This window comes from Novipirellula artificiosorum (genome assembly GCF_007860135.1).
Taxonomy (GTDB): Bacteria; Planctomycetota; Planctomycetia; order Pirellulales; family Pirellulaceae; genus Novipirellula_A; species Novipirellula_A artificiosorum.
Genome location: NZ_SJPV01000007.1, coordinates 201879 through 214334 on the forward strand (window position 1 = coordinate 201879; position 12456 = coordinate 214334).

The window sequence follows — 12456 nt, forward strand, 5'->3', positions numbered from 1 at the left end:
TAGGGACGCTAGCGTTTGATCGTCGCTGCCAATTTGCTCGCGTTCTTCGCGTCTGACGCGTTTTCGCTCACAGCGAGGCATCTCCGATGCAAGCGGCATTGAAATACCCTGTCCCTCCCCCTCCACTACTTCCTTCACGGAGACTCTTGCAATGGCTCGACCTGTCACGATGTTCACTGGCCAATGGGCTGATCTTCCGCTCGCTGAACTCGCACCCATGCTTGCTGGATTTGGCTATGACGGCATCGAACTCGCCTGCTGGGGCGATCACTTCGAAGTCGATCGCGCTATGGCCGAAGACGATTACTGCGACAAGAAGCGAAAGTTTCTTGACGACGCTGGCTTGCAGTGCCATGCCATCAGCGCCCACTTGGTCGGCCAAGCGGTCTTGGACAATATTGATGCACGTCACAAGTCGATTTTGCCTGACTACATCTGGGGCGACGGCGATCCCTCCGGCGTCAATGATCGGGCTTGCGAGGAACTGAAACAAACGGCTCGTGCAGCCCAGAAATTTGGCGTTGGCGTCGTCAATGGCTTCACCGGCAGCAGCATTTGGCATCTGCTTTATTCGTTCCCACCGGTTCCTCAGAGCATGTTGGACGACGGTTTTCAATTACTGGCCGACCGTTTTAACCCCATCCTCGACGTGTTTGGCGAGTGCGGTGTGAACTTTGCCCTTGAAGTTCACCCCACCGAGATTGCCTTCGATATTTATACGGCCCAAAGAGCACTCGAAGCGCTCGATCACCGCAAAGAGTTTGGCTTCAACTTTGACCCGAGTCACTTGATTTGGCAGGGTGTCGATCCGGTGCAGTTCATTCGGGCGTTCCCTGACCGGATCTATCACGTTCACATCAAAGATGCGATTGTGACTCTGGATGGCCGTACCGGAATCAATTGCAGCCACTTGAACTTTGGCGATCCTCGCCGTGGTTGGGATTTCCGAAGCCCTGGTCGTGGCGGCGTGAATTTCGAAGAGATCATTCGAGCGCTCAACGACATCAACTATCAAGGCCCGTTGTCGATCGAGTGGGAAGACAGCGGCATGGAACGATCGTTTGGTGCCAAGGAAGCCTGCGAGTTCACGAAAAAACTCGACTTCTCGCCTAGTAACATTGCATTCGATGCAGCGTTTGACGAGTAATCGTTTCCTTTTTGAGAAGAAACCATGATTTCGATCACTGTGAACGGCCAACAAGTCCAAATTGAATCGTCGATGAGTGTCCAGCAGATGTTGGACACTGTCGACGTGCCGCCGAACTACCTGGCTGTTGAGATCAACGCGAATGTTGTGCCGCGTGAGCAGTACGCATCGACGATGGTCCGTGACAACGATGAGATCGAATTGGTAACGTTAGTCGGCGGCGGCTGAGTCGCCGCCGACGCATCGCGGTGCATGCCTTTGCCATAGAAGACGGGGCACCTGACCTCTTCTGCGATGGTCCACTCACTCTCCCGCTAGTGGCAGCAGTTGGATATTTCGAAACCAAACACGCTGTCCCTCGGCCTGTAGTGCAATGTGACCAAAAGACAGTTTGGGGTCAGCTCCACGGGCGAGAATGGGCTCCGCCTCTTTGCTGCCGGGATCCAATTGAGGGTTTTGGTAACGTAACACTTCTTTTCCCTCGACACGATAGATGATCTCGTCATGACCTCGGACTTCCATTTCAACGGCGACCCATTGGTCCGCTGGCAGCGTGGGGCCTGACGATTTAACGATATGCTGCTTGATCAGGTCTCCGTTGATCACCAAGTGCGTTCCAGGCGTGCACACATTTCCGGTCTGGCGTTGGCCTTTGCCCAGATCGGCCAGGAATTGCATTTCCAAACTCGCAGGAAATCCTTGATCAAGTTCCATGCTTTGGGGTGATTGCGAATGCAGCATGACACCGCTATTCAAATCGACATATCCTGGAGCATCCGAAAGCATGCGGCCAACAAAGCGATATTCAAGCCGCAACCGGTAATGGGCATAGGCAAGGTCTGAAAACAGGTGCCCGTAGCGTCCTTCGAACGGGCCGTAGTCATCGTATTCGCATTTCAGGATGCCATCTTCCACGCGGAACGTATTTGCAAAGTTGTCGCCTAGGGTGTGACCGGCGATTTTGACGGTCCATCCCTCCAGGTTCTCACCGTTGAACAGATCGATCCAGCTCTCCGTCTCGCCTGCACCTTGTTGCTCATGATGCTCATGATGCTCGGGATTTGATGAGGACTCATCGGCAAAGGCAAGCCCCGGCCTGTCGCTCACGAGCCAAACCGCCAGGACAACAAGCAAACATACAGAGTGGACCGGTTTGGTCGTGTTTTTCATGAATCAAGGTTCTGGGTGAGGGGGTTCGTTCGCGGTGAGATCCATCGTCTGGTCGAGTGTAGCGATTCCCGGGGGCGATGTGGTCGCCTTTTGTGGTTGGGATGTTGAATCCGCGGTTTTCGACGACTGCGACCCTCGCTCGTGTCGGCCCCACCAACGGTCCCCGTCTTCGATGGTCCACTGGCCGACCGCAGGGCTCTTGGAGAGGAGCAGTCCCAGATCTCGAGCTGTCTGAGGGCGTTTCGCACGTGATTTCTCGAGACAACTCATAATCGCATCTTCCAACTGGCTGGAAACGTTAATGTTACGATGTTCGCCAATCGGTTGTGGCAGTTCATCGACATGCTTTTGGCACAATTCGACTAGCCCACGGGCTTGAAAGACGGGTTTACCGGTCAGCAAGAAATAGCCTACAGCGCCCACGGCATAAATATCGCTCCGGGCGTCAACCGTCATCGGTGCTTGAATGGATTCCGGCGACATGTACAGCGGTGTTCCCGTCAGCGATCCCTCGTTACCACCCTCTTGCTCGGCAGCCTGGTCGACCGCTTTCACCAAACCGAAATCGAGCACCTTCACCACATCAGGCTCGCAGCCGCGTCGATTCAGCATCACATTGGCAGGCTTGATATCGCGATGCACGAGTCCTTGGGAGTGGGCTTCATAGAGTGAACCACAAACCTGCAACAGAATATGGATGACTCGCGATTCGGGTAAACGCCCATAAGCGTCCACCAATGCTTGTAAATCGATTCCGTCAAGAAACTCCATCGCGTAGTAGAAAACGCCCTCGGGTGTGCGCCCGTAGTCATAGATCGCGATCGTGTTAGCATGGTTCAATTGACAGGTGATCTGGACCTCATGTTCAAACCTGGCGATTGACGAATCGTTCACCTTGTCCGAATGCAACAACTTGATCGCAGTCGGCCGTCTCAGCATGGAATGATGGCCTTTGTAGACCACGCCCATGCCGCCTTCGCCCAGTTTTTCTTCCAACGTGTATTGTCCCAATTGTTGAGCTTCAATCACGGCGTCTCTGGCTTGACGCTGCAATCGTGCCACAACCACGGTAAAGACGAAGATGGCAATGGCGCTGAGGATCAACAGCGAATAGATGAACATAAAGGTACGTTGCAGAATCACCAAGGGGCGAAAGGACTGAGCTGCATCGACTTCGGTCGCGACCCCGATTTCGTAATTCGGCATCCAATGCCAAGCGCCAATGACCTGCACTCCACGGTAGTCGCGATAGCCCTCGACGTTGATCCCAGAGTTGCCGGCGATGGCATCGGCAGCCATTTCTGTCAATGGCAATTGTGAGCGTCGAACGGCGGGTCGGAACCCCTGGGTCATGTCCTGCCCCGGGTCACGTACCATCAGTTGTAGCATCGATCGCGAATCCTCGTGGTCGGGCAACAGTCCGAGCAGAATCAATTCCTCATCGAACCGACCATTGCTAACCATGACGCCGTCCGTATTGAATGCATAGGTTTCGCCGGAAGCGCCCACTCGGCCCAGATGCAGGATCTTTGTGAACTCGTCCTCGGGACGAATTTGCAGCGCGAGTACACCGATGACGACTTGAAACGAGGCGTCCCGAATGGGTGCACACACATACATAGTTGGTACGCCCATCCGCGACCGTCCCTTGGAGTTCTTCATCATCACGACGCTGGAAAACGGTGGCGAGACAAACGTTTCACCACTCAGCGCTCGCTCAAGAAAGTGGTCATACTCGGGGATGTCTTGCTCGCCGATCAAAGCCGAATGCGAAGAAGAGACGATTCGCTTCGATTTGTCCGCCAGCAGGAAGCCCACATAGTCATGCGCAGCCATGGCCGGGCCAAGTTCACGTGCCAAAGCTTTATGGGGGGCGGGCGATGTTCCTTGCGATGGTTCGCCATCCAACGCCTCACCGAACAGTTCATAGGAAATCTCTCGAACCGAAGCGTCATTCGCCAAGGACTCTGCGGTTGATTCCTGAACCGCAAACCACTTCTTGAGCATCTCCGTTTCGATATGCACAAAGGATTCCAAGCCGGCATGCACATTTCCCTTGATGGTCGATTCGATCGCGCTGCTAACAAAGTAGCCGATGGTAGAAAGCAGGATCACAGCGATGATCGGCCAAACCCAAATTTGTTTCCTTAAGAACACTCCCGTTCGGTTGACGGTCATCGACAAGCTGCGCGATGCCCAGGTCATGTGCGCTTGAGGTTGAGGACCTCGGGTTCCTGGGCGCCGAAATAGGTCAAGTGGATTCATGGCAAACAGCAAGATGGGAAAGCGACGGATCAAGTCCTCCAGCATAATCGCGATTCGGGTGCGAGTCGCCAAAAAACCGCAGATCCGCGTCGCCGTCGCGCGTCCCTTACGGCTGAATCGGCAGCGAAAAGGAGAGTCTTTCTCCCTGACGCAACACTTGGATCTCAATCCGGTCACCAGGCTGGTGAGTCGAGTTGACATGGGCAAACAGGTCCGCTTCGCGAGAAAAGTCATCTCGCCCATCGAATTTAACCAGGATGTCTTCCGCCTTCACGCCGGCTCGCATTGCGGTGGCGTGGGCGCCATATTTGCCGACGCTACGTACACGCAGTGCCATCTTGCCCTGCCCGATCGCAAGACGTTTTCGTTCCAGATCGTCGAGTGTCGAAAGCCGCATGCCTCCAAGGGCGATTCGGGCGAGTCCCCACGAGGAAACTCGCCATGAAATGTCGTCGGCACGCCGCCATCCAGCCTTCAAATCGAGAGTGGTTGTGAGGAGATGGCCATCGCGACTGAGTTCCAATGACAACGAGCCTCCGCTGGGAGCGACGTTGTCGAGTATCCACTGTACGTCGGCCGTGGATAAAAGTGGTTGAGCATTGATGCTGCGGATCTCATCGCCCGCTCGCAGCCCTGAATTCTCCGCGGGCGAGTGGGCTGCGATTTCTTTTACCGTTGCGCATTGGTCCGGATCGAAGAGGATACCGATTGATTTTGGGTGCGGGTAGGGAAACAGAATCCGCTCGGGGATCGACTTGCCGCGGCTCCAATAATACTCACGTCTCGCGTCTCCAATCTGGTGACAGTGAATGCAACTCTTGACGACATCACCCTCGTAGTCAAGCGTGCTGGAATACTGATCCGTAAGACTCGGGTAACGCTCGGGGGACGCGAATTCAAGCGGCTTGCCTTGTTTTCCGGCCAATGCGTCTTTGTTGGCGGGATATCGCGAGTGTAACGTGATCGCCCCTTCTAAGGCCTTCGCCATCCCATCGAGCGACACGTCCTGTAGCCATTCGGTGCGATGCGATCGTGTGCCAAAACGCCCATAGATTGTCTTGTCAGCATTCAGCATAAAGACCGCAAAAGATTGATCGGTGTCATACTGGAAAACGTTTAGGTCAAGACCATTGGTGCCAACGATCCGCAGGCAGACGAATTGATCCAGCAGTGGCTTGATTCCAGGATGGGTGTCCACCAGTTCATCGTCCAACTTCACGCACTCTTCGCATGGGATGCAGCGTAAGACGACGAGAATGGGCTTCCCCGAGCTGCGAGCTTGTCGGTACGCTTCATCGAGGTCGTTGTACAGCCAACGGCCCTCGGCTTCGACCCGTTCCCGATCCGCGCGGACTTTTTCTTCTCGAGTTTGTGCAGACGCGGAGAGCACGAGTGACAACAAGACGGTGACGGTCCGAAAAACGTTCCACATGGTTTTCTGCTTTTGCTGAGGGGCGAAGGGGGCAATTCAAGTTGGCTGGATGCGACGCGGAACGAAGCTCGGGGAGCCTCAATCCGCGAGTACGGCGCAGGGCCGAACTTCCTCGCCGACAACTCCGGTTAGTGAGTCCCCGAGGGCCTTGCGAATGGGGTGTGCAAGTGCACTCAACCGCTCAACCTGCTGGGGGTGATCCGCCGCCACGTTGACGGTTTCCCCCGGGTCGGACCGCAGGTTGAAGAGCGTGACCGTCTCGAGGTTCTCCACCCGATAACCGTGGCGGCTCGCGATCCCATCGATGCCGGATTGGGTAATGGATTTCGCTTTCAGCTTTCCCCAATTGGACGGTTTCCCGTTGACGCCCGGTTCGGCGGCCGTGGTCAGATACGGATGGGGGAAATGCAGTTTCCAGTCGCCGGATCGAACGGCTTGAAGTTGCTGGCCTGCGTAGAAAAAGAGAGCTTGGTGTGGGGACTTCGCGTCTTGCTCCGCCCGCAAGATCGGAAGAATGTTTCGTCCGTCAATCGTCTTTTCTGGCAGTGGTGCATCCAGAAGGTCACAGATCGTCGGCAACAGATCGATCGACATCACCGGCTCGGAGCAGTCACGCCCCGCAGGAATCTGGCCCGGCCAACGCATGATGCAGGGGCTGCGTACGCCACCGTCAAACACCGTTAGTTTTCCCTCACGTAACGGATCTGCCGAGCCGGCGTGATCTCCATAGGAGAGAAAAGGCCCGTTGTCGGAAAAGAAAATGACCAGGGTGCGATCCTCGACGCCCTGGTCTTTGAGGGCTTGCAAGACTTGTCCGACCGACCAATCCAATTCTTCGATTACATCACCATAGAGCCCTGCGGCCGACGTACCCCTGAATTGCTCCGATGCAAAAATGGGCACATGCGGCATGATGTGTGGCATGTACAGGAAGAAGGGCCGATCCCTATTTTGTTCGATGAACTTCACGGCTCTCTGCGTACACCGGCGCGTAAACTGAGATTGATCGGGATCGGTCTCGATGATCTCGGTGCCGTCATACAATGGTAACGGAGGCATGGAGTCCGCAAGCACCGGATGGTACTTGGTGTTGTCATTGGAGTAGGGAATGCCGAAGAATTCATCGAATCCATGAGCGTGTGGCAGATACTCTTTGACCGTGCCAAGGTGCCATTTTCCATACAGGGCCGTTGCATAGCCCTTGGATTTGCAAATTTCGGGCATCAACAGTTCATCGGGATGGATGCCATTGCGGCTGGTGTGGTTGAGTGCACCTTGCAGACCGATGCGATTCGGGTAACAACCGCTCATCAGTGCAGCACGCGAAGCGGTACAGACAGCTTGCGCCACGTAGAAATCGGTAAATCGAGTTCCTTCCCTCGCCATTTGGTCGAAGGCTGGAGTGCGAATCTTTTCGGATCCGAAACAACCGAGATCCTGATAGCCTTGATCATCTGTCATCATCAACACGATGTTTGGCATGCCCTCGTCGTTCTCTGCACGCGTCTCCTCTGCAATACCATGCGGATCAACAAACGGCACGATCGCAAACAAAACCAACACCGAGAATCGAGATCGCAGCCGCCTCGCTATGCGGCTGCCATCCCGAACTCTCGTCGGGCGGGATGGTCGTGTGCTGTAAACGTTTTCGTTTCGGGGAGATTCTTGAAACGGAGGCTGCATCGTGTGTTGAACTTGTGCTGAAAGTGCGGGAGTTGCCGTAGGTTTGGATGGCTTAATTGTACCAGTTTTCCGAATCGGCGATGGGGCTTGTCGCGTTTTGCCATCGAGCGGAGTACGGAATCCGTCGATGCGATTAGGGCGATTTCCTCTTTGTTAGTCTTCACCACCACGCTGCAGGGACCTTCATGCCGAAAGTGGAATCTCAAAATACACCATGAAGTTGCTGCGATGGTGGGCTTTACGCTAAGATGCCGCGACAAAGCAGATACTTTTGCGTCTCAAAGGTGTGCGGATGAATGAACTGTTGAAGTATCGTCGTGTCGTGTTGTTGGTTGATCGATTGGCGACACCGTTTCTTGCCAAGACCGCGATCAGCATGTTGCGCTATCGCCCCGACGACATTGCCGCGGTGTTGGATACGGAACAAGCGGGAACGACCGCGGAAGTGTTGTTTGGAGTGGGTGGGAAGATACCGGTGGTTGCCACGCTACGTGACGTTGATGCGGACGCGTTGTTCATTGGGATTGCGCCGCCGGGTGGCATGTTGCCCGAGCACTTTCGTCCATTCGTGGAACAGGCGTTGTCGGTTGGAATCGATGTGGTTTCAGGGTTGCATGATTTCTTGTCAAATGATCCAGCCTTGACTCTGCTTGCCAAAACGCACTCCGCTAAGATCCTTGATGTGCGGAAGAATCCATTTCGTCAAACAGCGACGGGAGGCGACATTGCACCCGATTGCCTGAGAGTGCATTCGGTGGGTCAAGATTGCAGCGTTGGAAAGATGGTTGCAACCTTGGAAATCCAACGAGAGCTGTGCCGTCGTGGAGAGGATGCGAGTTTTCTGGCGACGGGCCAGACGGGGATCATGGTTTCTGGAAAAGGTTTGCCGATCGATTGCATGGTTGCCGATTTTGTTAACGGAGCTGCCGAACGCTTGGTCACGGAAAGTCAAGATCATGAGATCCTACTAATCGAGGGCCAAGGTAGCATTTCCCACCCCAGTTTTTCCGCGGTCACGGTTGGTCTGTTGCATGGTTGTGCTCCTGATGGACTCGTCTTCTGTTACGAAATGGGTCGCAAGTTCGTCAAGGGGCTGGACAACATCCCGCTGCTGCCGATAGGTCAAATGATGGATGCATACGAAAGAACCGCTTCACTTCGGCATCCGTGCCGCATCATCGGAATCGCGATCAATAGTCGAAATGCATCCGCGGAGGAAGCAACGGAAGAGCGAGATCGCGTTGGCAAGGAGTTTGGTTTGCCTGCTTGTGATGTTTATCGTGATGGGGCGTCGGCACTTGCTGATGCCGTCGTCGCATTGAAGCGAGAGCTGAAGTCATGAAAATCAAACTCTACCGCTTTGACTTGCCGTTGGAGTTCGAGTTTTCGATTTCACGCGAGTCGCGAACGACTCAACAATCTCTGGTTGTTCAACTGGAACACCACGGTGTCTTGGGCTTTGGTGAAGTTACGGAGAATGCGTTTTACGGTCACTCCGTGGAATCGATGATCGCGACCATCGAGCGTTGTCGCTCCGAGGTTGAGGCCTATGAGTTTGGAACCCCCGCCCAGCTTTGGCAGCAGATCGAGGCTCGCTGCGGGAAGGATCGGTTTGCTCTCGCAGCGATCGACCTCGCGGCATGCGATCTCTTTGGCAAGCTGACCAAGAAACGTACCTACGAGACACTCGGTTTGAAGTGGGAGAACGTTCCTGAGTCGAGTTACACGATCGGCATCGACACGGTAGAAAAGATGACGGCAAAACTCCGGTCGAGGCCTGATTGGAAAATCTATAAGATCAAGCTCGGTCATCCTGGAGACGTGGAGATCGTTCGGCGGCTTCGGCAGCAAACCACGGCGACGTTTCGCGTTGATGCCAACGGCGGATGGACGGCAGCGCAAACGATTGAAAATGCTCCTCTGCTAAAAGAGCTGGGCGTAGAGTTGATTGAGCAGCCATTGCATCCATCTGCACCCGAGGAGGAACAACTTCGCGTTTTCCATGAGTCAGCCTTACCCATTATCGCCGATGAAAGTTGTCAAGTCGAATCCGACGTCGCTGCTTGTTTTGGTCGCTTTCACGGGGTGAACATCAAACTTTGCAAGTGTGGTGGTTTGACACCTGGTTTGCGAATGCTCCGTGAAGCTCGTCATCGAGGGATGAAGACGATGGTTGGATGCATGGTCGAAAGCTCGATCGGTATCTCAGCGGCGGCACAGTTGTTGCCGTTGGTTGACTATGCCGACTTGGACGGCGCCGCGCTGTTGGCCAAGGATCCTGCTCGGGGCGTAACCGTTACCCATGGCGTCGTGGAGCTAGGGGAGCGTTTGGGAAACGGTTGCGAGCTAGCATAGGCCCTGGCACGCCTGTTCGTTCCGAGGCAACGTTTTCACACGTTGTGAAGAAAGCCGATGGAATGTTCAAGCGAATTGGGCGTTCCGTCGGTTGCTCGACATGGTCGCTTTGCTTGATCGGGCTATTGGTTCTGTTTGCTTCGCGCGCTTGCACGCGTACATGTGCTTATCCGCCTGAATCGAAGCATGTTCCAGCGATTGGGCCGGATTCCTTACCGCCATCCCAATCGATGCATGCAGGTTGACTTTGGATAGGTTGTCCTGAATTCGCTCTTTTAATTCAACCGCCATGGATTGGTCGCAATGGACCGCCAAGACTGCGAATTCGTCACCGCCCAATCGTGCCACGACATCGCAGTCGCGTGTTCCCTCACTCAATGCGGCTGCGGCATTTTGAAGCATCAAGTCCCCGACGTCATGTCCTTGTTCGTCGTTGATGGTTTTGAAGTTGTCTAAGTCGACGAGCAGCACCGATGCGACGTGCCCGTATCGATGGCAACGAGCTTCCTCGGCATCGAGCAAACGGTCCCATCCGCGGCGGTTGTAGAGGTGGGTTAAGGCGTCGGTTTCTGCCTCCGCCTCGGCGCGTTCGGCACGACGCGTTTCCGCTTCTGCTTTCAGTTCAGATGCCAGAACGGTGCCCAGCAGCCTCGAAAGCAGCGTAAGCTGAGGGAGCTGTGATTTGATCGTGTCGGGTTGCACTTGCGGATCAATCGCGCACAGTGTCCCAAAAAGCGTGCCATCCGGTTTCGTTAACGGTAAACCGATGTAGGCGGCGATAGGAACTTGCTGACCAATCGGGGCGGTCGCGTACGCTGGGACCTGTTTCGCGTCCGGTGCCACGCAAGGTCCTTTGCCTTGAACCATCTGCGAGCAGAAGGAATCGGTCCAGAGAAACACATCCCCCTCTTTGACACCGTAGCCATGGTCTTCTGCTTGAAGAACGATCCAATCATCGCCCTCGGTTCGGGTCACCATCCAGAGCGAGAACCCAAGTTGTTCATGTAGGTACTCGAGAATGTGTTGGGCGGTAACACGGAATTCGGAAAAGGGTTCAAAACTAGCGAGCATGGCTTGTTCGTTGGTTTCAGGTTCTCTAATGGTGCCGAAAGCTGTGGTCACGTGGCCAGCATCGATCGATGCAAAATTGCATCGGGCTCTCGACGGCACTTGTTCGTCGGGCGGGACGTCTAACCCTACGTCCCTCCGTTGGGCTGCCTTTGAAATCAACGCACATTCGCTTGGATGAAGTCATCTGTGGTTTAAGGAATGACGTTTGTACCGGATGATCGGTTTATGCGTGTGCCGTCCCGCGGAAGGGAGGGCCCCTGATCGAGCAGCTCGATTGCTAGCAAAGGCGTTCATGCATTCGGGTTGTTCTCGTGCCCCCAAACAGCCACCGAAGGTGCTTGGCATTGCTAAGAAAATGGAAGATCCGTACCATCGGGCGCTACTCGCTCAAGGAGGATGGGATGGAACGCACTCAACGTAAAGGTTTTCGCAAGCAAGGTTGGTCGATCCGCTTCGCGTTCACTGTGTTGGAGTTGTTGGTGACCCTTGTGGCGATTGGTATTGTCTTGGGGCTTTTGTTGCCGGCGGTTGGTTTGGCTCGAGAGTCCGCCAGACGCGTGCAGTGCGTCAGTCATTTGCGACAAATTGGGATTGCCCTTCACCATCACCACGATGTTCATCGCAACCTGCCGCCGGGATGGCAGTTCGATCGACAGAATCAATCCGCTTATGGTTGGGCGGTGCCATTGCTGCCTTTCATGGAACAAACGCGTTTGGCAGAGTGCATTGACGTTTGCAAGCCTGTTGATGCCCCCTCCCATGCATTGGCGAGGCAAACATCGCTACCAATCATGTTGTGCCCATCCGACATCACCGAATTGACGTTCACCTTGTTTGAAGAGGGCGAGGAGGGAAAGGAAGACGGCGAGGCGACGTCGGTCGGTTCCGGTAGCTCCCGCGATTTGACCCCTTTGGTCCGATTGCCAACTGCAAATTTTGTGGGTGTGTTTGGGACGATTGAACCGGATGATGAAATTCCTGCGCCGATCGGTGATGGCGCGTTTGTGGAGAACCGTGCGATGCGGTTTCGCGATTTTAGCCGCGGAACAGCAAGTACCCTCGTCGTCGGCGAGCGAACGATGGCTCAAGTTCCCTCAACATGGTTCGGTGTCCGTTTGTCAGGCGAAGATGCTGCGGCGAGATTGGTCGGATCCGCACTTGAGGGGATTAACAATCCGATGGCCGACGAGTGCGATTTTTCGAGTCGTCACGGTGGTGGAGCGAACTTTCTTTGGGGCGACGGTCATGTGACCTTCGTGACCGAGCGTGTTGATTTGCAAGAGTACCACCGGTGGTCACAGTTACGCATTCATCCGCAGGGCCCATGATGGGA

Annotated in this window: 10 protein-coding genes; 5 read left to right on the top strand and 5 right to left on the bottom strand. The window is 54.9% G+C overall.

Translation table 11 applies throughout. The features are described from left to right. The first annotated feature begins 151 nt into the window (after window positions 1–151). Both Poly41_RS19540 and thiS read left to right on the top strand, forming a co-directional pair. A complete protein-coding gene (locus Poly41_RS19540) occupies window positions 152–1147 on the top strand; it encodes a sugar phosphate isomerase/epimerase family protein (protein WP_146528414.1) in 996 nt (331 codons plus the stop codon). A gap of 24 nt (window positions 1148–1171) precedes the next feature. Next, complete coding sequence (gene thiS, locus Poly41_RS19545) at window positions 1172–1375, top strand: sulfur carrier protein ThiS (protein WP_146528415.1); 204 nt, start codon at window positions 1172–1174, stop codon at window positions 1373–1375. Between the two features lie 75 nt (window positions 1376–1450). Here thiS and Poly41_RS19550 read toward each other — a convergent pair whose 3' ends face one another. The 4 genes from Poly41_RS19550 to Poly41_RS19565 all read right to left on the bottom strand — a co-directional run bounded on the left by Poly41_RS19550 (window position 1451) and on the right by Poly41_RS19565 (window position 7577). Continuing rightward, window positions 1451–2317 (bottom strand): 3-keto-disaccharide hydrolase, encoded by an 867-nt coding sequence (locus tag Poly41_RS19550; protein ID WP_146528416.1) that lies wholly within the window; start codon window positions 2315–2317, stop codon window positions 1451–1453. Between the two features lie 3 nt (window positions 2318–2320). Next, window positions 2321–4582, bottom strand: a complete 2262-nt coding sequence (locus Poly41_RS19555; RefSeq protein ID WP_146528417.1) for a serine/threonine protein kinase — start codon at window positions 4580–4582, stop codon at window positions 2321–2323. Window positions 4583–4688: 106 nt separating this feature from the next. Beyond that, window positions 4689–6014, bottom strand: coding sequence for a Trx7/PDZ domain-containing (seleno)protein (locus Poly41_RS19560; RefSeq protein ID WP_146528418.1), 1326 nt, complete (start codon window positions 6012–6014; stop codon window positions 4689–4691). A gap of 78 nt (window positions 6015–6092) precedes the next feature. Then, window positions 6093–7577 carry a sulfatase family protein gene (locus Poly41_RS19565; protein WP_231615787.1) on the bottom strand — a complete coding sequence of 495 codons (1485 nt, stop codon included), beginning with the start codon at window positions 7575–7577 and terminating at the stop codon, window positions 6093–6095. 412 nt (window positions 7578–7989) lie between these two features. Here Poly41_RS19565 and Poly41_RS19570 point away from each other — a divergent pair, with 412 nt between their 5' ends. Both Poly41_RS19570 and Poly41_RS19575 read left to right on the top strand, forming a co-directional pair. Continuing rightward, entirely contained in the window at window positions 7990–9039 is a 1050-nt protein-coding gene (locus Poly41_RS19570; RefSeq protein ID WP_146528420.1) for a DUF1611 domain-containing protein, read from the top strand. Further along, window positions 9036–10052 carry a dipeptide epimerase gene (locus Poly41_RS19575; protein ID WP_146528421.1) on the top strand — a complete coding sequence of 339 codons (1017 nt, stop codon included), beginning with the start codon at window positions 9036–9038 and terminating at the stop codon, window positions 10050–10052. The genes Poly41_RS19570 and Poly41_RS19575 overlap by 4 nt, the downstream gene beginning before the upstream one ends. Window positions 10053–10118: 66 nt before the next feature. On the opposite strand, the gene Poly41_RS19580 is transcribed toward Poly41_RS19575, so the two are convergent. Further along, the gene (locus Poly41_RS19580) at window positions 10119–11123 is read right to left on the bottom strand and encodes a sensor domain-containing diguanylate cyclase (protein WP_146528422.1); all 1005 of its coding nucleotides are present in this window, start codon (window positions 11121–11123) and stop codon (window positions 10119–10121) included. A 401-nt stretch (window positions 11124–11524) separates the two neighbouring features. On the opposite strand from Poly41_RS19580, the gene Poly41_RS19585 reads away from it, so the two are divergent. Next, window positions 11525–12451, top strand: coding sequence for a DUF1559 domain-containing protein (locus Poly41_RS19585; protein WP_146528423.1), 927 nt, complete (start codon window positions 11525–11527; stop codon window positions 12449–12451). The last annotated feature ends 5 nt before the right edge of the window (window positions 12452–12456 follow it).